This window comes from Chryseobacterium lactis, from assembly GCF_003815875.1.
Taxonomy (GTDB): Bacteria; Bacteroidota; Bacteroidia; order Flavobacteriales; family Weeksellaceae; genus Chryseobacterium; species Chryseobacterium lactis.
On record NZ_CP033924.1, the window covers coordinates 2629877 to 2653608 of the forward strand.

Sequence of the window (23732 nt, forward strand, 5' to 3'; positions counted from 1 at the left end):
AGTTTTAGATTTGCACCTTGTAAAAAACATAAATGTTCAATCAAATTCTAAACTATATGAGAAATAAAAAAACTATTTTTTCGGCCTCTGTTCTGTTTTTTCTTGGCGTATACACGTACGGTCAGGAAAAAGGTAATATACAATCAAAAAAAGACACCGTAAAAACCAATAGTGTAGAAGAAGTTGTGATTTTAGGATCCAGAGCCGGTGCAAGATCAAAAATGGACAGCCCGGTTCCTGTAGATGTTTTCAATCTGAAAGAATCTTCGATAATACTACCACAAACCAGCATAGGTCAAATATTGAACGCTGTAGCGCCCTCTTTTACTTCCACTATTCAGACCAATTCAGACGGAACAGATCATTTAGATCCTGCACAATTAAGAGGATTGGGACCTGATCAGGTTTTGGTTTTGGTAAACGGGAAAAGAAGACATACTTCCGCTTTGGTAAATGTGAACGGAACACCCGGAAGAGGTACGGTGGGAACGGATTTGAATGCGATTCCTTCATTTGCTTTAAACAGGATTGAAGTATTAAGGGATGGAGCAGCCGCACAATACGGATCAGATGCCATCGCCGGCGTGATGAACCTTGAACTTAAAAGAGATACAGGAAAACTGACAGGTCAGATCAGCTACGGTGGAAATTTAACGCCCGCAGCCAATGATCACACTGGAAACTTCGACGGACAGAACATTCAGCTGGATTTGAACTACGGGAATAAAATCGGAACAAAAGGAGGTTTTTTCAATATTACCTGGTCTTCACAGTTCAGAAATCCTACCTATAGAGCAGGAACAGAAAACGCACCTATCTACAATGCCTATAATGCCATCGAGCGACGTGCATTAAATGACGGAGTGAACCTTTCTTCGCTTTTCAATGATATCGGGAATACTCCCAATTCTCAGCAGCTGGTCAATTACATTCATCAGTATGCACAGAATGTCAGTTACTTTTCCCAAACTTTACAGAATGATATTCAGGGCGCCAACACCATTGCTGCGTTACAAAATGTGTTGAAATCCGGAAGTTTTACAAGAGATCAGCTAAACTACTTCACGGATCAGGAGCTGGCCTACAGAGGTCAGACAAGAAAGGATTTTAATATGCAGGTAGGACAGTCTAAACTCAATAATCATCAGTTTTTTATCAATGCTGAGGTGCCGATCAGTGATGACTGGAAAGTATATTCTTTCGGTGGATATAGCCTGAGACACGGTACTTCAGGAGGGTTTTACAGAAGGCCGAGTGAAAGCAGAACTTTTACAGGATTATACCCGGATGGATATCTTCCACAGATCAGCACAGATATTCAGGATATCTCCCTGGCGGCGGGAATCAAAGGAAAATGGGATGGCTGGCATATTGATTTTAGCAATACTTTCGGACAAAATTCATTTACCTATAATATTGGAAATACCGGAAATACCTCTTTACGCTTTGCTTCTCCCAATGAATTTAATGCAGGCGGTTTAAGATTTACTCAAAATACAATCAATTTAGATTTTTCTAAAAAATATGATGTTTGGGAAGGACTAAATATCGCTTTTGGAGGAGAGCATCGTTTTGAAAACTTTAAGATGACCGCTGGAGAAGAGGCTTCTTACGCAACATATGATGTTTTCGGAAATGTGTGGAACGGAAACACCAAAAGACCTACTGATTTCTTCGGAGCTGCTTTGCCTGGAGGTTCACAGGTATTTAGTGGATTCAGACCTGAAAATGCTGTGAATAAAAACAGACAGTCGGTAGCAGCTTATGCAGATGTCGAATTTAACTTTACCAAATGGCTTTTGGTAGACGCTGCGGCGAGATATGAAAATTATTCAGATTTCGGTTCTACTTTTAACTATAAACTGGCTTCAAGAATCAAGGTTGCTCCAAATTTTAATGTAAGATTTGCTGGGTCTACTGGCTTCAGAGCGCCTTCCATTCATCAGATTTATTACAATGTGACTTCCACGTTGTTTGTCACTTCTCCTCAGCTTCCGAATGGCCAGCTTTTGGAGGTAGGAACTTTCAGTAATGATTCACAAGTGGCCGGATTATTGGAAATGCCGAAGCTGAAGCAGGAAACTTCAAAATCTGCAAGCGTAGGATTTACTTATAAAATTCCATCTGTTAATTTGACATTTACTGCTGATGGCTATTTTACAAGGATAGATAACAGAATTCTTCTTACTGATCAGTTTTTAAAGGCAAGTGTACCTGATGATGCCAAAAAGATTTACGAACAGTTGAACATCAATGCAGCGCAGTTCTTTACCAATGCCATTGATACAGAAACGAAAGGACTTGATGTTGTAATTTCTCATAACGCAAGATTTTCAGGGATAAAACTGGATAATAACTTCGCCATTAATCTTAATCAAACCAAACAGGTTGGTGACATCCACTCTTCAGGATTGTTGCAAGCTCCTGAATTGGAAAAAGTATACTTCTCCGAAAAATCAAGAGTATATCTGGAAGAAGCTGTACCAAGAGTAAAAGCGAGCCTTTCTCATACGCTGACCTGGAAGAATGCAAGTTTCTATCTTAGAAATACCTATTTTGGAAAAGTAACGGGAGCCGATGTTCTTGATGCGAACGGAGATGGTATCATAGGTTTTAATGAACACCAGAAAATAGGAGATAAAATCATTACAGATATTTCAATAGCCTATCAGTTTACCAAAAATATAGGCCTGACATTAGGAGTGAATAATTTATTTGATATTTATCCTACTAAAAATCTTCCTGCATCAACGAATAACGATCAGTTTATCTATTCCCGTTCTACGTCTCAGTTTGGGCAGAACGGAAGATATGTTTTCTCGAGACTTAATTTTAATTTTTAATAGTTGATGCTTAAAAAAACGGATCTTTAATTTGAGATCCGTTTTTTTTATACTTGATAAAGAATTATTTTTTCTGTGAAACAATGAAATCTACAGTCTGGTCTGTGATCTTGTCAAGCCCCGCCTTATCTGTTGTGGAAAAACTATGTACTCCATTGTCAATGATGACTAAAGAGTTCTGTACTTTTGCTCTGTTTAATTTTCGGTGGAGCTTTTTAGCCTGACTTAGCGGAACAATCTTGTCTTTATTTCCCTGTACAATTAAAGTAGGAACGCCATCAGCAGCATAGGTAACGGGAGAGATAGTTTTTAAATAATCTATTGCTCTATCCTGATCTTTTTGGATATCATACCCTGAAAGTCCCTTCACCAGTCCTTGCTGTAAACTGACAATCTTTTTTGAAACCATACCAATGAGTGCGACCGGAATTGTACCTAATCTGGTGTGAAAAAGCTTATTCATATCGGCAGGACCGTAATGATCTACTACATAATTTACCTTTGCCGAATAAGTTGAAAGCTCAGGGCTCCCTATAAAAGTATTATCCGGAGTGTAGGCCGCAAGAAGAGACAGATGGGCTCCGGCTGAAGCTCCAAACAGCCCGATATTATTGGTGTCGAAATTATATTTTTCAGCATTCTTTCTTACCCATCTTATCGCATCTTTGGTATCTTCCAGTGGTAATGGAAAATGAGTGCTGTCATTCAGAAGAGTGTAATTGATACTGATAACCGCGTATTGCTTTGCCATCAGTTTTACAATCGTGCTTTCCAGGTAATCATCGGCATGTACTGTTTTATCACCTTCTATCCATCCACCACCATGAACGTAGATGAGTACAGGTAATTTTTCGGCTGTAGCAGCTTTTGGAATATAGAGATCCAAAGCCAGAGATTTTCCTTTTTTATTGATTTTATACTCAATATTCTCGGAAACCGTCGCAATTTCAGGGAGTAGCGTGCTTTTTACGCGTTCTGTCTTGACCGGTGACTGTGAAAATGATTGGGAAAAAAGTAAATGAGAAGTACTTAAAAATAAAACAAAAAACAGGTTTGTAAGAAACCTGTTCATTGATATGTTGTTGATTTTTGTCATCGTAAATTTTTTTGAGGGAATCTTATTTTACTAACTCCTCAAAAAGTTTACCAAAAGTAATATTCAAGTCTTTAGATTTTCCCGGATGAGGTCTGGATGTTTGAATCACAGCACTTCTTAAAGCCGTCAGCCAACGGAAACGTTCAGGAATATCAAATTGGGCAATTGGCCCGCCGTCTTTATCTCCATCAGCAATTTTTTGAAAGCTTTCCAGGTTTTGAATGATGTCATCATAATCCAGTTTGCTATGCATCAGCTTGAATTTATCAGGGCACAAATAAAATTCTACCTTAATGAATTTTTCTTTTTTAGAAAACATCACCAATCCGATATTGAAAAATTCTTCTCTTTCAACCTTAGGTACCAGGCGTATTACCGCGTATTCATATATTTTATCCTCTTGCATTTTTCGCTTCGTTTACAAAGATTTGAGAATTTTCTAATCGGGTTTTCATGAACTGAAAATAAATCTCACGAATTTCATCCGGAGTTTCATCAGCATCATTCCAGTGAAGCCAGTCTTCAGGAATCAGATTGACAATTTCCCTGAAAATTGTGTCATTCAATACTTCATGGGCAAACTGATCTGCTTCATCCAGCATTTTAGCTTTGGGCAGCAGTACATGATCTTTCACATATTTGAAAGGTGTCTTCGCCGCAGCATCAAAATTCTGCCATGAATGGTGGAAATAGAACGATGCGCCATTATCGATGATCCAGAGTTCTTTATGCCACATGAGCATATTCGTATTTTTAAAAGTACGGTCGATATTGGTAATAAAAGCATCCAGCCAAACCACTTTTGAAGCCAGAAGCGGGTCAACACTTACTCCGGGATCATAGGTAATAGAACCGGAAAGATAGTGCAGTCCCAGGTTTAAACCTTCTGAAAACTTCAGCAGATCCTGAATTTCTTCATCGGCCTCCGTTCTTCCAAAGTCTGCATCAAGATTTACAAAAGCCAGTTCAGGAATTTTCAATCCTAAAGCTTCGGCAATCTTTCCTCCCAAAAGTTCAGAGATCAGCATCTTCACTCCATGGCCTGCGCCACGGAATTTTAATACATATTTGAAATCATCATCAGCTTCTGCCAGAGCGGGAAGTGAGCCTCCTTCTCTTAGTGGCAGAATGTAACGCATCACGGTTACAGTTCTTAAATTCTGCATGAAGCAAAAATAAGGTTATTTTTTGAGAGTTTTTTTCATTAATTTCGATTTAGATTAATTGTATTGGCTTTATGAATTTGATTATTAAAAAGAATATACATCTGGAAAACCCGGATACTAGAAGTTTTCTGGCAGACAGCTTTCACACGGATACTCATGAAAAATTACCACTGGTTATCTTTGTTCATGGCTATAAAGGGTATAAAGATTGGGGAGCATGGAATATAATGGCTGAAAAATTTGCAGAAGCGGGCTTTTTCTTCGTGAAATTTAATTACTCCCATAATGGAACAACCGTAGAAGATCCTGTGAATTTTCCGGATCTGGAAGCATTTGGAAATAATAATTATTCTAAAGAGCTTTCTGATCTTGGTGTGGTGATCGATTATTTTACTGAAGATCCTCATGTGGATGCTCAAAGAATTGTTCTGATCGGGCATAGCAGAGGAGGTGGGATTTCTATTATTAAAACATTTGAAGACGAAAGAATCAATGGGTTGATTACGCTGGCAAGCGTTGATACTTTAGATCGTTTTCCAACTGGTGAAGCACTTGAAAAATGGAAAGAGAATGGAGTATATTATGCTTTGAACGGGCGCACCAAACAAGAAATGCCTCATTATTATCAGTTTTATGAAAATTACCAGCAAAATATTCATCGGTTCGATGTGGAGATGGCTGCTGAAATGGCCAAAGCACATATGCTGATTATTCACGGAACAGAAGATGAGGCGGTAGAAGTAAAACAGGCGGAACATCTGCATATTCTTCATCCTAATTCTGAACTTTTTCTTATTGAAAATGGCAATCATACTTTTGGAGCCAAAGAACCGTGGATAGAAAAAGATTTACCTGAAGATTTGAATATTGTGGTAAAAAAGTGTATCGATTTTATCAAAATAAAGATGATCTGAGAAATTTTTCTTAAAATAAAGCTATTTAAAAAACGTTATAATATTTAATCACCATATAAATTAATTATGAAAAAAGTAATTGCCGGCGCATTGGCGTTATCATTATGTGCAACAGTTGTTTCATGTAAAAAAGAAACTAAAATTGAAACTTCTGCCACAACAGACTCTTTAAACACTAAAATGCCTACAGATTCGGTTGCAACACCGAAGAAGGATTCAACTTCTACTACTGCACCTACTGCTACAACAGGCAAAGACAATATTATCACTAAAAATGCTGGAAAGTACCCTCATGATATTAAACTATTTGAAGATAAAAGCTTAACAGACAGATTGAAAAAGATGGTAGGGAAGGACTATGATGAAATGGTAAAAAGCTTCAACGTAGAAAGTCCTATTGTTTCTGAGGATGGAATTTATAAAATACACGGATGCAAACAGCATGATTGCCCCGGATATGCTACCTCCATTTACTATGATTCTAAAAATGACAACCTGAATGTTTCCATTGATAAAAACGGTAAAATAACTGATTTTGCAGAAAAAGGAAAGATTAATGTTTCAGAATCGCTGAAAGCTAAGTAATAGAAAACCCGGTTTGTATAATACCTTCATGTAATTCTGATTACGTTACTTTACAGACTTTTAAATAGAGAAGGAGTGAAATTTTCACTCCTTTTTTTATTGAATATTTTCGGTTTTTACCGCATTCTTTTTGACCGATTTTAACAGACTTCTGAAGTTTTTCATAGTCATCATTTCGGTTGTCGGAGTGAAGATGGTTGCCTTTTGATCTTTGTCCACCGAAACATCTGAATAGGCTTTGAATGAATATATTTTTTTCATGGTTGCAATATCATAAACATCCATCATTGCAAAAGTTTCATTTTTTTTATATTCATATTGCTGGCCAATTGAATTGTCTAAACTGTTTCTAACTTTTAATGTATAAATATTTACCAGAAAACTAAAATCAGTATTGTTTTTTAACATCTCAAAGTCTTCAATTTCAGGCTCAAAAGGAATGCTGTTTTGGATTATATTTTCTGCCTTTGCCGTGTTTAGATCAGAAGCTTTACCATTGCTTAGATCCCGAAACACCTGTAGCGCTTCTTTACTCATCATTTCTCTGTGGTGCGAATCAACACCTGTTTTGATATTGTTAATCAGCCACTTTTTGTCTTTTGAAAAGACTAAAGATTTGCTGTAGATCCCGTAATCTTTTTTTACAGGATAATAGCACGACTGTAAAGAGATGAATAAAATGAATAAGAAAATATATTTTTTCATGGTTACATTTGGATTATTTAAGTAAAATATTCCATGCTTCTTCGATTCTGCTTTCCAGAAGTAATTTCTGGGCATTCTGATGGACGATTTCATCTGAATGATATTCTCCTGAAGGTAATATCTCAACATTTGCCAACATTCCTAAATCATTACCTGTAAAGGTTTTGCTGTATTTAATAGCATCCGGTAACAGATCAAAACCAATTCCTTTCGTTACCAAAGGTTTCGGAACTTCAAAAAGACTGTTTTCATTGCTCCTGGAATACCAGTTGCCTCCTAAACGTGCTACCATATCCAATTTTTTCTGATCCAGGTTTCCCGCTTCATTCAGGTATTCTTCTCTGATATGAATTTTCTGAACCTCACAAATGACCAGATTTCCTGCACCTCCCTGATCTCCCAAGGATTTTACTTCTAAAACTTTACATTCGAAGTTAACCGGGCATTCTTCAATCAGTTTCGGTTTCACCAGATCAGCGTCTTTCATCGTAAGGCCGGATTTGATAAACTCATTCACTCCGGTTTCGTATTCCGTAGACGCTAACGAAATTTGCTGTACAATAGGAAAATTGACAGTTCCAATAACCACTTCAGGAACTTCGTGAACATTTTCCAGGGTGTGTTTTGTCGTGTTGTCACGGACTCTCCTTGATGGTGAAAATATCAAAATCGGAGGAACCGTACTAAACATATTAAAAAAGCTGAACGGAGATAAATTAATAGTTCCGTTTTTATCCACCGTAGAAGCCAAAGCGATCGGGCGTGGCGAAACAGCAGTCTGCATGATCATTTGTAATTGTACGGAAGTTATTTCGGAAGGAATTACTGTTTTCATATTGTTATTTAACCACTTAATTAAACTAAGTATTCAAATTATGTTAAAAAATATGCTTCGGCTACGCTCAGCATGACACTTCTAATACCAACTGTTTTGCAGTATATTTTCAGTGATGTCATGCTGAGCGAAGTCGAAGCATCTAACGGTTAATTTTTTATATTAAAGTGTAGGAATAATTTTACCGGAAACTTCACCGAAACCAACTCTCACACCATCCTTTTCAGCCCAGGCTTTCATCGTAACGGTGTCGTTATCTTCAATGAATTTTCTTTCTTCGCCATTGCTTAGTGATAAAGGATTTTGTCCTCTCCATGTTAATTCAAGCATAGAACCGAAAGATTTTGGATTGCTTCCTGAAATTGTTCCGCTGGCGTACATATCACCCACTTCTACATTACATCCGTTTACTGTATGGTGAGCCAGTTGCTGGGTCATATTCCAGTACATGTGCTTGTAGTTGCTTTCAGAGATCAGGTTTTGGTCTCCGTTTTCAGGCTGGATATATACTTCAAGGTTGATATCGTAATTTTTATCTCCTTCAAATTTCAGATAATCTAAAACTTCAGGATCCTGTGTAGGAGAAGCAGTTTTGAATGGCTCAAGTGCTTCAAGGGTAACAACCCATGGCGAAATAGATGAACCAAAATTCTTAGCAAGGAATGGTCCTAGCGGAACATATTCCCATGATTGGATATCTCTTGCAGACCAGTCATTGAAAACGACCATTCCGAAAATGGAATCTTCAGCATCTTTTGTAGAAATGCTTTCGCCCATCTCGGTATTTTTGTTGATGATGAAAGCCATTTCCAGTTCGAAATCCAATTGTTGGCAAGGTCCGAATACCGGTTTATCTGCATCGGCAGGTTTCATCTGACCTTTCGGACGGTTAATTTCGGTTCCAGAAACAACGATAGACGAAGCTCTTCCGTGGTATCCTACCGGTAAGTGCTTCCAGTTCGGTAACAAAGCATTAGCGGGATCACGGAACATTTTTCCAACGTTGGTTGCATGTTCGATGCTGCTGTAGAAATCCGTATAATTCGGGATGTGAACAGGCATCATCATTTTTACTTTATCCAGATCGTAAAAAGCTTCTTCGATCGTTTTCTGATCTTTAGACAACGTTGAATCTTCCTGCAATAAAGCCTGAATTTTTGTACGAATAGCATTGGTAACCGGTTTACCCAGTTCAATGAATTCGTTGATGGTATACGCTTCAAAAACATTGTCGTCTAATCCTTCAATATCTTCAAAATAGCCAAGATCATACAAGGTGGCAAGATCAATAACCTGATCGCCGATTCTTGTACAGCATCCGATATATTCTTTGTTAAAAACTGCAACTCCGAAAGGAATATTGTGTATAGAAAAATCCGAATTTGAGGAATAGTCTACAAATGATTTCATAAGTTTAGATTTTAGTTAGATGAAAATATCATCCCGAGAAGTCAATTCCTCAAGATGTTTATTTTGCCTTTTTGGGTTTTGAATAAGATTGCTCATCAATCCATCTGTCTTTGGTATTGACATCAATAAGGTAAAGGATATTGTCCTGCTGGGTCAACAATAAAGTTTTAGTAACAGGTAGGGGAACTTTCTTACCTTCAAGCATATCTGCTCTTAAAGAAACAATATTCTTTTTCCTGATAATATCTCCGGTAAATACATTCGAACTGCTTTCTCCGGTTGCTTTATCATCAAAAACTTCCACGTAGGTGGCATTGTTTCCTTTAATGATAATGAAATCCCTTTCCGTATGATCTGCCTCATCCTTAATGAAAACAAACTTTTTGTTATCAATATTTACATTTTCAAGATGTTGATTGATGCCTTTTCTCGCTTCAAGTCTGTCTAGAATTGCATTCAATGATCCATATTGTGCTTTTACGCCTAAGGTACCAAAGAATAGAATTCCAATCAAAAATTTTTTCATATGCTGTGTTTTATAAAAAAGTTTTGTCAAGACTTTGCATCCTGACAAAACTTACTATTTTTAAATGTAAAATTAAAGATTACCTCTTCTTTCCTGTTCTCTTTCCAGTGCTTCGAATAAAGCTTTGAAGTTTCCGGCACCGAAACTCTGTGCGCCGTGTCTTTCAATAATTTCGAAGAATAGAGTAGGGCGGTCTTCTACAGGCTTGGTAAAGATCTGCAAAAGATATCCTTCTTCATCATGATCAATAAGTATACCTAAGTCCTGTAATTTTTTTAGATCTTCATCGATATGCCCCACTCTTTCAGGAACCATATCATAGTAAGCCTCTGGTGGAGCGGAAAGAAACTCTACACCACGTTTTTTTAATTCGGTTACGGTGTGGATAATATCTCTTGTTGCTACCGCAATATGTTGTACCCCTTCGCCTTCATAGAAATCAAGATATTCTTCTACCTGAGATTTCTTTTTGCCTTCTGCCGGCTCATTGATAGGAAATTTTGCATATCCGTTTCCGTTTGACATTACTTTAGACATCAATGCTGAATATTCTGTGTTGATCTGCTTGTCATCAAAAGAAAGGATGTTTACAAATCCCATTACTTTCTCGTACCATTCTACTGTTGGGATCATTCTGTTCCAGTCTACATTACCTACGCAGTGGTCTACATACAATAAACCGGTTTCTTCAGGTTTGTAATTACTTTCCCATTTCTCATATCCAGGCATGAAAGGTCCGTTATAATTCTTCCTTTCCACAAACATGTGAATGGTTTCTCCGTATGTATAGATTCCGGACATTCTTACTTCACCATGCTCGTCAGTAAGAGTTACAGGCTCCAAATAAGGTTTTCCACCTCTTTGAGTCGTTTCTTCGAAAGCTTTGTAAGCATCATCTACCCATAGTGCCAAAACTTTTACTCCGTCACCATGTTTTTTTACGTGTTCGTTGATAGGAGAATCAGAATTAAGTCCTGTTGTTAGTACCAATCTGATTTTTCCCTGTTGAAGCACATAAGATGCACGGTCTCTTACTCCTGTTTCAGGACCAGCATATGCTACAGACTGAAAACCGAAAGCGGTTTTATAGTAATGGGCAGCCTGTTTTGCATTTCCTACATAAAACTCAATATAATCTGTACCGTTAATCGGTAAAAAATTCTCTGCTTGAGCAATTTTTTCGGCAAATGTAAGTGTTGACATATTTTCTCTTTTACTTTTATTTTATTGGTATGCAAATTACAAAAATCTTAGATATAGCGAAAGTATTCATGGAATTTCCTTGAATATATTTAACATAAAGTTAAAGAAGTGTTCACTTAAGTATATTTAAGTTTCTTACGTTTGAAATAGGGTGCCTACATTTGTAATACAAAAGACAAGTGAAAAAAAATGTTTTCGAACATGAAAGCCGCAGAGATGATCTGCGGCTTTCTTATGTTAAACGGATTCAATCATTTTATTTAATCTTCCGGCATCGGGATTATAATTATCCCATATTTTCCAGGTATTATCAATTTTCTTAAAGAAATAAATCTGGGTACTCAGTTGATTGACAAAATGTTCCTCACCGGTTTCACCTACTTTGAATAACAGATTCCAGAATTCCTGAGACTCCAGAATTTTTTTATCCGGTTCATCAGTAACGATATGAATATCAAAAACTTCATAGTTCGAACGGTTGTTTTTGGTGACCAGTTGAAATTCTTTTTCACACAATTCTTTACTGAACTGTGAAACTCTTTCTAAAAAAGGTGAATCATCGAATACCAGATCTTTGAAAAGTACGGTATTATGGTTGGGAAACTGTCTGCAGAATTCAAAAGCTGTAGCACAGTAATTATACACTAATTGAGTCAGAAATGACTGATCATCTGTCTCTTGTATGTTGTTTTTTTGATGTCTGACAAAAAGAATATAGTCATTGAGGTCTTTGTATCCCAGGAAGATACAGATTTTGTCCAATGTTTTTAAAAACCTCAGATCACTGTGGGTTTTATCCTGATAGTCATTTTCAAAAAATCGTTGCAGGGTGACATGCGAAATAGTAGTTCCTATTTCGAATTTTTTTCCTCCTTTTAATTCCTCTGCTTCAGATAGTTCTTCTTTAATAATTTCGGAAAGAATAATATAATGGCTTCTCTTCCATTCATTCACATTCCCCAAAACAGAATTCCTTACTTTAGAATGCTTTACAACTTCTTCTCGTATCGAATTATATATAGTCTTCAATTTCCTTGTTTTAGAAAGAGTTTTATCAAAAATACTGCCAAAAAGTTAAGGCTTTTTTATGAATTATTTGTTTGGTTTGAAAAATTGGTTTAAATTTTAAGAGAAAATAGTTGTTAAAATATGTTATTGTTTGATAATCAGTGTTTAAACCTTTCGAAGGCTGCTCTTTCCAGCATTTCTCTGTCATCAGGATGGGCAATGCTGATCAGTTCCTGTGCCCGCTGACGGAGATTTTTTCCATACAGATAAGCAGTCCCGTATTCTGTAATGACGTAGTGGATGTGACCTCTTGTTGTAACAACACCTGCTCCCTGTTTCAGGTAGGGAACAATTCGTGAAATCCCTTTTTTAGTCCTTGCAGTAATGGCAATGATAGGCTTTCCGTCATCACTTAATGCTGCACCACGCATAAAGTCCATCTGGCCACCGATGCCACTATATTGCAGTGTTCCGATGGAGTCTGCACAGACTTGTCCTGTAAGGTCTATTTCAATGGCTGAATTAATGGCTACCATTTTCTTATTTCTCATGATATTGATCGGGAAATTGACTTCACTTACATCCCTGAAGGCAAAAACAGTATTGTCATCCACATAATCATAGAGCTTCCTGGTTCCAAAACAGAAGCTTGTGATGGTTTTATTATCATTATACCCTTTATACTTGTTATTGATAACATCATTCTGAATCAGATCAATAACGCCGTCACTCAGCATCTCTGTATGAATTCCCAGATCTTTGTGATTGGTTAAACATTTTAAAACAGCATCGGGAATAGTACCGATTCCCATCTGAAGGGTAGATCTGTCTTCAATAAGTTCAGCGACATTTTTTCCCACAAGCATTTCTTCTTCACCTACTTTTGAGCCGTAATCCACCGTAGGAAGTTCTTCTTCGTGCCAGACCAGTTTGTTAATTCTGCTGATGTGAATCATTCCGTCTCCATGGGTTCTCGGCATTCTCGGATTAACAATTGCAACAATGATTTTCGCTGTATCTACTGCTGCTCTTGCGATGTCGACAGAAGTTCCCAATGTACAAAAACCATGTCTGTCCGGTGGAGAAACTGTTATCAATGCTACATCCAATGGCAGAATGCCTTTCCTGAACAAGATCGGAATTTCACTTAAAAATACAGGAACAAAATCACCTCTGTCGGAGTTTACCGCATCCCGTACCGGTGTTGATACAAATAGTGAATTAATAAAGAAATTATCTTTATATTCCGGCTTTGCAATTTCTATATTTCCCTGTTGGGTAATGGAAACCATTTCAACATTTTCGAGCCGGTGAGATTGCCTTGCCAGCTCATCAATCAGATAATTGGGCGTACAGGCGCTTCCATGAAAAAATACGCGGTTACCGCTTTTTATTGTATATATTGCTTCTTCTGCGCTGATGTAATTATGCATATTTTATTGTTTTTTAATAATATTCATGACTGAGGTTCATATTATTTTTTAGTGTATAAAATACCTGTCTTCTTTCAAAGATAGCCTTTATTATTCTTATTTATTGTAAATATTTTATAGAAATCAGGAGACTTTTATCATATTTGTTACTTAAATAAATCCGTAAAAAAGAAAGGATCAAATGCATAACATCTGATCCTTTTATATGTGATTGTAAAATTCTTAATTCGGAGCCTCGACTGCTGTTGTCTGCTTCATACTTCCTGTTTCAGAAAAACGCAAATGCCAGCTGAATGCTTCTTCCAGTAAATGCGGTGTGTGCCCGCCTCTTTCACATGCCCGGTCAAAATAAGACTGCAGTTCTTCTCTATAATCCGGGTGAACACAGTTGTCGATGATTTTCTGAGCTCTTTCTCTAGGTGCTAACCCTCTTAAATCAGCTAATCCTACATCTGTTACCAGAATATCAACATCATGCTCCGTGTGGTCTGTATGAGAAACCATTGGAAGGACGTGTGAAATATTATTTCCTTTAGAAGCTGCCTGAGTTACAAAAATACTTAAGTAAGCATTTCTTGCAAAGTCTCCGGAGCCTCCGATTCCGTTCATTATTTTTGTTCCTCCGATATGAGTAGAGTTTACATTTCCATAGATATCAAATTCAATAGCGGTATTGATCGCGATAACTCCTAATCTTCTGATCAGTCCCGGCGTATTGGAAATATTCTGTGGTCTTAAAACAAATTTTTCTTTGTATTTGGAAAGGTTTCCTAAAACTCTTTCATAACAATCCTTGGAAACGGTAATAGACGATGCGGATGCAAAGCTTAATTTACCGGAATCAATCAGATCAAAAGTACTGTCCTGAAGCACTTCAGAAAACATAGTAAGGTCGTAAAAATTACTGTCTTTAAAACCTGTAAGAACGGCATTGGCTACTTTCCCGATACCTGCCTGAAGAGGAAGCAATCTGTCGGTAAGACGTCCTAACTGTACTTCATTTTCAAAGAAACGGAGAAGATGTTTAGCAATCGCTGTTGTCTTTTCATCCGGTTCCGCAATATCTGCAGGGCTGTCTTTAAGATTGGTAAAGACAATTGCTTCAATTTTATTGGGATCTACCGGAATACTTTTTCTCCCGATCTTGTTCCATGGAGCAACAATGGGAATCACGTTCCTGTAAGGATAATCTTCGGCCTGATAGATATCGTGAATTCCATATACTTCTTCAGGAACTTCAGTATTGATCTCGATGATTACTTTTTTCGCTAATGCGGCAAAGGTCACAGAATTCCCAACAGAAGTGGTAGGAACAATGCTTCCGTCTCTTTCAATATAAGCAGCTTCAATGACAGCCACATCAATACTCTGAAGATTTTTGGTGTGAAGAAGTTCGGCACTTTCGCTTAAATGCTGGTCGATGAAAAGGATTTCACCATTATTGATCTTGTTTCTTAAAATAGGATCTACCTGAAACGGCATCCTTTTCCTGAGTACATTAGCTTCTGCTAACTTTCCGTCGGTACCGTGCCCCAGTGAAGCTCCGGTCATTAACGTGACCTTAAGGTCTTCTGTTTTTCCTCTTTCTGCAAGGGCCGGCAAAATTGCTTTGCTGTCACCTGCTTTCGTAAAGCCGCTGGACCCAATGGTCATCCCGTCTTTAATCATTTTCACAGCGTTTTCAGCTGTTGTTACCTTTTGGCGTAGACTTTCTAATCTGATTCTTTCTAACATGTAATCTTGATTTTGGTTTAAACCACCATTACTTAGGATGCGTTATGAAAAATAATGATGGTTGTACTATTAACCATGCCTCACAAATTTACGAAAAAAGACGCTTTAAATAAAGGATTTAAAGCGTCTTTTGTATGTATTCAGTAATACTTTTTTAATTAAAAGAAAGTATTGCTATTGTTTTATTCCAGCCATGAAGTTTTGTATGATGGATCTTCCACTTTTAAAGCTTCTTCAGTAATTTTTAAAGGACGGAACGGGTCTACCATTACGGCATATTCTTCAGTGAATTTTTTACCGATACTTCTTTCCATCGCACCAGGATGAGGTCCATGTACAATCCCTCCCGGGTGAAGCGTGAAATCCATCAGGTCGATATGATTACGACTCATGAAGTCTCCTTCTGTATAAAACAATACCTCATCAGAATCAATATTAGAATGATTATAAGGGGCAGGAATAGCCAGTGGATGGTAATCGTACATTCTTGCACAGAACGAACAAACGACAAAGTTATGTCCTTCAAAATTCTGGTGAACCGGTGGCGGTTGGTGAATTCTTCCGGTAATCGGTTCGAAATTTTTGATATTGAATTTATAAGGATAAAAATAGCCATCCCAGCCAACTACGTCAAACGGATGTGTGGCATAGATGAAGTCTGTAATCTGGTTTTCTTTTTTTACTTTAATTAAAAATTCTCCTTTCTCATCTTTAGGTTCTTTGAAGGTAGGAGCAATCATATCTCTTTCACAAAACGGAGAGTGCTCTAAAAGCTGTCCGAATTCATTTCTGTATCTCTTGGGAGTATAAATAGGGGAGTGGCTTTCCAGTACGAAGAATACGGTGTCATCTGATTTCAGTTCCACCTGATAAATCGTTCCTCTCGGAATAATAAGATAATCGCCCGTTACAAATTCAAGATCTCCGATGAATGTTTTTAAAATTCCGTTTCCCTGATGAACATATAAAAGCTCATCACACTCAGCATTTTTATAGAAATAATCCATTGATTTTCTTGGCTTTGCCAATCCCATTTTCAGGTCATTGTTCATCAGAAGGATCTTGCGGCTGTCCATAAAATCATCTTCAGGAGTGACATTCATTCCCTTAAACATTCTTGGCGCTATATTTTTTTCTACCGCGATTTTAGGAGTGACGTCTTTTGGCTCGCCGATAGACTTGATCTGTGTTGGGCGGTGAGTGTGATACAACAGAGAAGAGATACCGTGAAAGCCTTCGGTTCCGAAAAGCTGTTCATAGTAAAATTTATCTTCTGGAGACTTAAAGACTGTATGTCTTTTTTGTGGGATATTTCCCGCTTGATGATATCTCATTTTACTTTCATATGTAGTTTCTCAAATTTAATCATTTTTCATGAATTGAAAATATCAATATTCATTCAAGTGTTTTGTGTTTCGAAAATAATTGTTAGTTTTGTCTAACAATTTTAATTTCATGAAGCGAATATTATTTTCTATTACTTTTTTATCCTCATATTGCTATGCTCAGGAGACAGATAGTTTACATTTAAATCAAAATAAAAGCCTGGATTCTGCAAGGGTTATCAAAAAAGAAATCAAAACGAGTACGATAGAGGATGTGGTGGTTACCGGTACAATAAAACCGATGAGTAGATCAAAAAGCCCCGTGGCGGTAGAAATTTATAGCCAGAAATTCTTTCAGAAAAATCCGACCCCGAGTATTTTTGAAGCGATTGCTATGGTTAATGGAGTAAAGCCCCAGCTGAATTGCTCGGTTTGTAACACGGGAGATATTCACATTAACGGTCTGGAAGGTCCTTACACTATGATTCTGATAGACGGAATGCCCATCGTAAGCTCTCTTTCCACGGTATATGGGTTGAGTGGAATTCCTAATAGTCTGGTAGACAGGATTGAAGTGGTAAAGGGACCGGCTTCTTCTATCTACGGTTCTGAAGCTATGGGTGGAGTGATTAATATTATTACCAAAAATGCACTGACAGCTCCTAAGCTAAGTGTTGATCTGATGACCAGTACATGGGCTGAGAATAATCTGGATCTTTCTACCAAGTTCAATGTAGGAAAGAATGCTGCGTCTTTATTAAGTTTAAATTACTTCAGCTTTCAGGAAAAAATAGATCAGAATAAAGATAATTTTACAGATACCACTTTACAAAGCAGAATTTCCGTTTTTAATAAGTGGAATTTTAAACGAAATGAAAACCGCCAGGCGAGTTTTGCCATGAGATATTTGTATGAAGACCGTTTTGGAGGGGAAATGCAATGGAATAAGTCTTTCCGTGGAAGTAATGAGGTGTACGGTGAAAGTATTTATACCAACAGAGCCGAAGTGTTCGGGTTGTATGAATGGCCGATGAAAGAACATATTGTGACTCAGCTCTCTTATAATTACCACGACCAGAATTCTTTTTATGGAGCGAAGCCTTTTAATGCAACTCAAAAAGTAGCTTTTGTACAAACCTATTGGGACAGAAGTTTTGGAAAGCATGATATCACCGCGGGACTTACTTTTAAAAGAACTTTTTACGATGACAATACACCGGGAACTCTGGCGTCGGACGGAGTGACTAATGCGCCGATGAGGTCCCCGATCTGGGGAGCGTTTATTCAGGATCAATGGGAAATCAATGATAAGAATACTTTGTTGCTGGGATACCGCTATGATTATGATAAAGTACATCATTCCGTGCATTCACCAAGGTTGGCGTGGAAATTTTCACCGAATCCTTACCATACTTTGAGGTTCAATTTTGGAACAGGATTCAGGGTGGTGAATCTTTTCACAGAAGATCACGCAGCACTGACAGGATCACGGGAAGTTGTGGTGAAATCTGATCTTCAGCCGGAAAAATCAGTCAATGGTAATTTAAACTATATCTGGAAAATTCCTGTAGGAAACCGTATGCTGAATTTGGACGCTTCTGCATTTTACACCTATTTCAGTAATAAAATTGTTGGTGATTTTGATTCTGATCCCAATAAAATTATTTATGACAATCTCCACGGATATGGAATTTCCAGAGGAGCTTCTCTGAACGTGGATTTCACTTTCCAATTTCCTTTGAGTGTGAATCTGGGAGTAACTTATCTGGATGTCTACCAGAAATTTGATAATGAAAATCAGAAAACACAACAATTGCATGCTCCAAAGTGGAGTGGAACTTACAATCTGACGTATAAATTTCCAAACAATCTGACGATAGATTTTACCGGTCAGTTTTATGGTCCTATGAGACTTCCTGTTTTGCCAAATGATTACCGTCCGGAATATTCACCTTTCTATTCTTTGGCTAATATTCAGGTTTCAAAGAGTTTCAAATCCGGATTTGAAGTGTATTGCGGTATTAAAAACTTATTCAATTTTACTCCAAAAGATCCTCTGATGAGGCCTTTTGATCCGTTAGACAAGCATGTTGATGATCCTGTCAATAATCCTAACCATTATACTTTTGATACAGCATATGGATATTCACCTATGCAGCGTATCAGAGGTTTTCTTGGAGTGAAATATACTTTGAAATGAAAACTTTTATTTTATTTTTAATGTTAGTGCCTTGTTTTTATCTGTCTCAGATGAAGACAGGCACTTTTTCTAAAATAGAGGCATTGCAAAAGGAAGTTCGGAAGCCTGTGGTTATTCACCTTTATACAGGTTGGTGTGCTATCTGTAAAATTGAATATTTTCAATTGAATAAAGATAAACAACTGGTTCAAATGATGAATGACGACTTTTACTTCATCAATTTTGAAGCTGAAAAGACAAAAGAAAAAATCTATTTTCAGGGTCAGGAGTTTGAATATTTATCCAATGGTAATTCCGGAATTCATGAATTAGCTCTGGCATTGTCAAAAAATAAAAACCAACCAGTTTATCCGTTGTGGGTATTTCTGGATAAGAGCCAAAATTTAGTGTATTATCAGGAAGGGAGATTAACTCCCGAAAAAATGAAGCAGAAGCTGTTGGAGATTTCGGCTTTGTGATGTTGTCATTTGTTGGAATCGCAAAAGCGCAAAGTTTTTTCTTTTGATAGATTTTAAGGCGCAAGGATTTTATCTCACGCAAATTTTGCAGATTACGCAGATGAATAAAAATCTGTGTAATCTGCGAGAAAACTTAATTAGTATGCAGTTTTATTTTTACTGAAAATCGTTGATATTCTTGCGTCTTAAAAACTGGATAATATTGTTAATCCTTTGCGACTTAGCGCTTTTCCAACAAATGAGATAAAGTTTATTAAGATAATGCAATTCATTTTTTAAGTTTTGGCTAAAGCCAATGGATGGGTTTATTAAAGAAAGCGGACTAAAGTCCGCACCTATTGAATTTTGCTAATTTATTTTATCTCACGCAAATTTTGCAGATTACGCAGATGAATAAAAATCTGTGTAATCTGCGTAATCTGCGAGAAAACTTAATCGATTGTAGTACCATTTTGCTGAAAACCCCTTATTTTCTTTCACCTTAAAGACAGTGCAATATTTTAAATTCTTTGAGCCTTAGAGTTTTTCCAACAAAAAGATAAGGTTTATTTAAATATTACAATTAAGATTAATTTTTAAGTTTTGGCTAAAGCCAATGGATGGGTTTATTAAAGAAAGCGGACTAAAGTCCGCTCCTATTCAATTTTGTTACCGTGTTTTATCTCACGCTGATTTCTTGTCCATCTGCTTAATCTGCCTGATCTGCGAGAAACTTTAATCAGTATGCATTTCCATCTTGCTGAAAATCTTGATTTTCTTGCGCCTTAAGAACAGAATAATGTTGTTAATCCTTTGCGACTTAGCGTTTACCAACAAATGAGATAAAGTTTATTGAGATAGTGCAATTCATTTTTTAAGCTTTGGCTAAAGCCAATGGATGGGCTTATTAAAAGAAAGCGGACTAACGTCCGCTCCTATTGAATTTAAACGAGTAGGGTATTTTGATCTTTCCATCCTAGCTTTCTGCATCAATCAGGACTGCCAGTTGTATACATGGTTCATCAGATCTGTTGCTCCATGCATGATTGGTTCCTCTCTGGATCACAATATCTCCGGGTCTAAGCAGGGTTTCTCCTTCTTCCATAATCAGGTACAATTCTCCTGAAAGAATAATAATATAATCAAGTGTTGAGGTTTGATGCATCATCGGATGAGGTTTTCCGGGCTTGAAGTCAATGCCCAGGTCTTTGTCAGGTGGAACAACTACATACCTGAAATAGGTTCCGTTTTTAGGTGTTTGTGGAAATCCGGTATTGGGAATCCTTGTTTCAATAGCTAAACTTGCCGGTGTCTTTTGTGTATTCCAAACATCTGAAATAATCAAACCTGGGAAATGTTCCACAGCATTTTCTACCTGCCGGTCTTCTACAATGGTGGATTTTCCATCTTTAATCCCTGTTAAGATGCGTCTTGGTATTGTCTTCATAGATTAATGTTTCATGATCAATTTATGACCTTGGGTCTGATTGTTTTTTAAAATAGAATGTGCTTGTAGGACAGTTTTTAAAGATAGTTCACCAATGACCTTGTATTGAGGAGGTATAATGACTCCTGTTTCGATAAGATTTTTAATCTCGATCAGACTGTTTTGGTAATAATTGTACTTTTTAATCATGCTGTAGGTGTAATTTGAAATATTCATGATAAGATTTCCTTTATTGAAGAGTATTTCATGAGCTTCTTTAGTAACAAGAGCGGTTACGTCTACATAGATTCCATTGATTTTTAAAGCCTGAGCAGTGATTTCAGCCATCTTATTTCCTACCAGGTCAATTCCTATATCAAAAAGTTGATTATTATTGGCTTTTAAAATATTTTCAATAAGATTTTCTTCTTTATAATTGATGATCTGGTGATTTTTCAAGCCCATTTTTAATAGAATCTGTCTGTTTTCTTCACTCCCTACAGTTGTTGTGATTTGTCGGATATTATTAGCCAATAATAGTTTGATTAAAAATGAACCGACTCCTCCGGTAGCTCCTGTAACAAGGATTGTATTTTCTGGATTTAATTGTAAACGATTAAAGATTTGTAAAGAAGTCAGTCCAACTGAAGGAATGGCTGCCGCCTGTTCAAAAGAAATATTTTTTGGTTTAAGCGAAACTATTGCTTCAGGGACAGAGATGTATTCTGCATAGGTACCATTGCTTCCCATGGAACCGCTTCCGCAAAATACTTCATCGCCAATATTGAATTCGGAAACCTCTAAGCCTTTGTCTACAATGATTCCTGATAATTCACGTCCTAAAATGGGTGAGCTGATGAGTTTTCGTTCCAGTTCATTTTCCAGCATCTGGTAGTCGATGGGGTTGAAACCACTGGCTTTGATTTGGATGAGAACCTCTTTGTTTTTGGGTTGGGGGTTTTCCACAACGGCATCTTCAAGTGTTCCGTTTTTATTTAAAATAACTGCCTTCATAGGTAGATCTTTAGATTGTTAATTGGATACACAAATGTAAAACGGGAATAGTTTATATTTGCTACTAGTTAACAAATGGTAACTAGTTACCTTCATGAAACTATTATGGCAAAAATCACAGAAAACGGAAAAGAAAGAGAGGCTACCTGCACGGAAGAATTGTTCGCAATGCGCGACAGCCTGGATGTTCTTGGGGGGAAGTGGAAGCTAATGATCCTACGATATCTCACCAACAGACCTGATCAAAAGATTCATTTTAAAAAACTGGAACGTGGCATTGAAGGGATTTCTGCTAAAATGCTGAGTAAGGAACTGAAAGAGTTGGAAACAAATCTCCTGATTACCAGAACAATTCAGGATACAAAACCGATTACTGTAATTTATGCGGTAACTGAATACGGAAAATCAGTATTTCCGGTAACGGAAACTTTGGTAAACTGGGGAATACTTCATAGAGAAAAAATCAAGGAATCAATGGGGTAGTTATGAGATATTGGAAAACGCAAAGACGCAATAATTTTCCTTTAAACATGCCTTAAGGCGCAAGGATTTTATCTGCGATAAAATTGAATACTGTTTATTTATTTTACAAAGCCCTTGCTGAAAATCTTTGATTTTCTTGCGCCTTGCAGCATTATATTATTAAACTTCCTTGCGCCTTTGCGATTACTAACACATATTGCTTCATAGGGAAAAGATCAAGGAATCAATGGGATAGTTATGAGATATTGGAAAACGCAAAGACGCAATAATTTTCCTTTAAACATGCCTTAAGACGCAAGGGAATGCTGTTTATTTATTTTACAAAACCTTTGCTGAAAATCTTTGATTTTCTTGCGCCTTGCAGCATTATATTATTAAACTTCCTTGCGCCTTTGCGATTACTAACACATATTGCTTCATAGAGAAAATATCAAAGAATCTATGAGTTCTTCTGAATCATAGAGGTATCAATAAAAAATCCTCAGACTCATGTAGAGTTGAGGATTTTAAGTAATACCAAATTGTATCGTTATATTAATTTTTATCTAACCATAATTTTATCAGTTCAGAATGTTCTTCCACCCATTGTTGAGCGGTGGCTTCTTTATTTTTACTTTGTTCCATTTTGATTAAAAGGTCAGCCATTGTTTGATCATCAAAATGTACTTTAGAAAAGAACTTTGCCAATTCCGGATGATCTTTCCCAAAGCTTTTTCTTGCATACGTTTTTATCTTTTCTGCTTCGCCAAAAACCTTTTTGGGGTCGTCAAGAAACTTAAGTTTCATTTTACCAAACATCCAGTGAGGTTGCCATCCTGCGACAACAATCCATTGTTTTTGTTGCATGGCATTCTGTAATTCAGTGATCATGGCAATGGTAGAAGAGTTGATCTGTTTATAATCCAGTTTATAATCCACAATCGCTTTATCTGTTCCGGAGGTCAAACCGGCACCTTTTTCAATTCCGATAATTCTGTGGTTAAATTGCTCTTTATGCTGATTGAGTTCTTCAATCGAATTTATTGTCACATATTCAGGAACCACCAATCCTATACGACCATTGTCATAATTTGTTCCAAGATGAACTAAGTCTGAAAATTTAGCCAGCTTTTTAGCATGGGTGTAAGGAAGCCAGACTCCCATGAAAAGGTCTGTATCTTCATTATTCATCGAAGCAAGAATCATATCGGTAGATGCTTTTTGAATAATAACATGATATCCTTGCTGGTCTAAAATAGCTTTGGTAACATGCGTCATGGCAACATCTTCTGCCCAGCCATCAACCATTCCGATGGTTATGTATTTAGAGTTTTTTATATTTCCACATGAATTTAGTGCAGCGAATACCACAATTAAAATGGGAAAAAATAGGTATTTTAATGGTTTCAT

21 protein-coding genes are annotated in these 23732 nt (G+C 37.0%); 6 read left to right on the plus strand and 15 right to left on the minus strand.

Annotated features, from left to right (window positions below; all coding sequences use genetic code 11):
- Nucleotides 1–56 precede the first annotated feature (56 nt).
- Complete coding sequence (locus tag EG342_RS11695; protein ID WP_246008774.1) at nt 57–2843, plus strand: TonB-dependent receptor plug domain-containing protein; 2787 nt, start codon at nt 57–59, stop codon at nt 2841–2843.
- A 64-nt stretch (nt 2844–2907) separates the two neighbouring features.
- On the opposite strand, the gene EG342_RS11700 is transcribed toward EG342_RS11695, so the two are convergent.
- From EG342_RS11700 to EG342_RS11710, 3 genes are read right to left on the minus strand one after another with little or no spacing between them, the layout of a single operon-like run.
- Entirely contained in the window at nt 2908–3939 is a 1032-nt protein-coding gene (locus tag EG342_RS11700; RefSeq protein ID WP_103290625.1) for an alpha/beta hydrolase, read from the minus strand.
- Nucleotides 3940–3961: 22 nt separating this feature from the next.
- Entirely contained in the window at nt 3962–4345 is a 384-nt protein-coding gene (locus EG342_RS11705) for a DUF3037 domain-containing protein (RefSeq protein ID WP_103290623.1), read from the minus strand.
- Entirely contained in the window at nt 4332–5105 is a 774-nt protein-coding gene (locus EG342_RS11710; RefSeq protein WP_103290622.1) for a HipA family kinase, read from the minus strand. Before EG342_RS11710 ends, EG342_RS11705 begins: the two co-directional genes overlap by 14 nt.
- Nucleotides 5106–5176: 71 nt before the next feature.
- Between EG342_RS11710 and EG342_RS11715 the strand changes: the two genes are divergently transcribed.
- Nucleotides 5177–6019 (plus strand): alpha/beta hydrolase family protein, encoded by an 843-nt coding sequence (locus EG342_RS11715; RefSeq protein WP_103290620.1) that lies wholly within the window; start codon nt 5177–5179, stop codon nt 6017–6019.
- Between the two features lie 66 nt (nt 6020–6085).
- The gene (locus EG342_RS11720; RefSeq protein ID WP_103290619.1) at nt 6086–6604 is read left to right on the plus strand and encodes a hypothetical protein; all 519 of its coding nucleotides are present in this window, start codon (nt 6086–6088) and stop codon (nt 6602–6604) included.
- Nucleotides 6605–6700: 96 nt separating this feature from the next.
- On the opposite strand, the gene EG342_RS11725 is transcribed toward EG342_RS11720, so the two are convergent.
- From EG342_RS11725 to EG342_RS11765, 9 genes are all read right to left on the minus strand, one after another.
- Nucleotides 6701–7309: a hypothetical protein gene (locus EG342_RS11725; protein WP_103290617.1), complete on the minus strand. Its 609-nt coding sequence runs from the start codon at nt 7307–7309 to the stop codon at nt 6701–6703.
- A gap of 13 nt (nt 7310–7322) precedes the next feature.
- A complete protein-coding gene (locus tag EG342_RS11730; RefSeq protein WP_103290613.1) occupies nt 7323–8144 on the minus strand; it encodes a flavin reductase family protein in 822 nt (273 codons plus the stop codon).
- 162 nt (nt 8145–8306) lie between these two features.
- Nucleotides 8307–9554, minus strand: a complete 1248-nt coding sequence (gene fahA, locus EG342_RS11735) for a fumarylacetoacetase (RefSeq protein WP_103290610.1) — start codon at nt 9552–9554, stop codon at nt 8307–8309.
- 58 nt (nt 9555–9612) lie between these two features.
- Nucleotides 9613–10080: a hypothetical protein gene (locus tag EG342_RS11740; protein WP_103290608.1), complete on the minus strand. Its 468-nt coding sequence runs from the start codon at nt 10078–10080 to the stop codon at nt 9613–9615.
- 72 nt (nt 10081–10152) lie between these two features.
- A complete protein-coding gene (gene hppD / locus EG342_RS11745) occupies nt 10153–11283 on the minus strand; it encodes a 4-hydroxyphenylpyruvate dioxygenase (RefSeq protein ID WP_103290605.1) in 1131 nt (376 codons plus the stop codon).
- Between the two features lie 237 nt (nt 11284–11520).
- Complete coding sequence (locus EG342_RS11750) at nt 11521–12312, minus strand: hypothetical protein (protein WP_103290603.1); 792 nt, start codon at nt 12310–12312, stop codon at nt 11521–11523.
- A 137-nt stretch (nt 12313–12449) separates the two neighbouring features.
- Entirely contained in the window at nt 12450–13724 is a 1275-nt protein-coding gene (locus EG342_RS11755) for an acetyl-CoA hydrolase/transferase family protein (RefSeq protein ID WP_103290601.1), read from the minus strand.
- A gap of 222 nt (nt 13725–13946) precedes the next feature.
- The gene (locus EG342_RS11760; protein WP_103290599.1) at nt 13947–15458 is read right to left on the minus strand and encodes a succinate CoA transferase; all 1512 of its coding nucleotides are present in this window, start codon (nt 15456–15458) and stop codon (nt 13947–13949) included.
- Nucleotides 15459–15640: 182 nt separating this feature from the next.
- On the minus strand, nt 15641–16792 hold the full coding sequence (locus EG342_RS11765) for a homogentisate 1,2-dioxygenase (RefSeq protein WP_103290596.1): 1152 nt from the start codon (nt 16790–16792) through the stop codon (nt 15641–15643).
- A gap of 121 nt (nt 16793–16913) precedes the next feature.
- Between EG342_RS11765 and EG342_RS11770 the strand changes: the two genes are divergently transcribed.
- Together EG342_RS11770 and EG342_RS11775 are read left to right on the plus strand one after the other, a co-directional pair.
- Nucleotides 16914–18983: a TonB-dependent receptor plug domain-containing protein gene (locus EG342_RS11770; RefSeq protein ID WP_103290593.1), complete on the plus strand. Its 2070-nt coding sequence runs from the start codon at nt 16914–16916 to the stop codon at nt 18981–18983.
- Nucleotides 18980–19441 carry a redoxin domain-containing protein gene (locus EG342_RS11775; RefSeq protein ID WP_103290590.1) on the plus strand — a complete coding sequence of 154 codons (462 nt, stop codon included), beginning with the start codon at nt 18980–18982 and terminating at the stop codon, nt 19439–19441. Before EG342_RS11770 ends, EG342_RS11775 begins: the two co-directional genes overlap by 4 nt.
- 955 nt (nt 19442–20396) lie before the next feature.
- On the opposite strand, the gene EG342_RS11780 is transcribed toward EG342_RS11775, so the two are convergent.
- Complete coding sequence (locus tag EG342_RS11780; RefSeq protein WP_103290587.1) at nt 20397–20867, minus strand: cupin domain-containing protein; 471 nt, start codon at nt 20865–20867, stop codon at nt 20397–20399.
- 3 nt (nt 20868–20870) lie between these two features.
- Nucleotides 20871–21860: a quinone oxidoreductase family protein gene (locus EG342_RS11785; RefSeq protein WP_103290584.1), complete on the minus strand. Its 990-nt coding sequence runs from the start codon at nt 21858–21860 to the stop codon at nt 20871–20873.
- Between the two features lie 105 nt (nt 21861–21965).
- On the opposite strand from EG342_RS11785, the gene EG342_RS11790 reads away from it, so the two are divergent.
- Nucleotides 21966–22343 (plus strand): winged helix-turn-helix transcriptional regulator, encoded by a 378-nt coding sequence (locus EG342_RS11790; protein WP_103291699.1) that lies wholly within the window; start codon nt 21966–21968, stop codon nt 22341–22343.
- Nucleotides 22344–22877: 534 nt separating this feature from the next.
- Here the strand turns inward: EG342_RS11790 and EG342_RS11795 are convergent.
- Nucleotides 22878–23732: a glycine betaine ABC transporter substrate-binding protein gene (locus EG342_RS11795; RefSeq protein WP_103290582.1), complete on the minus strand. Its 855-nt coding sequence runs from the start codon at nt 23730–23732 to the stop codon at nt 22878–22880.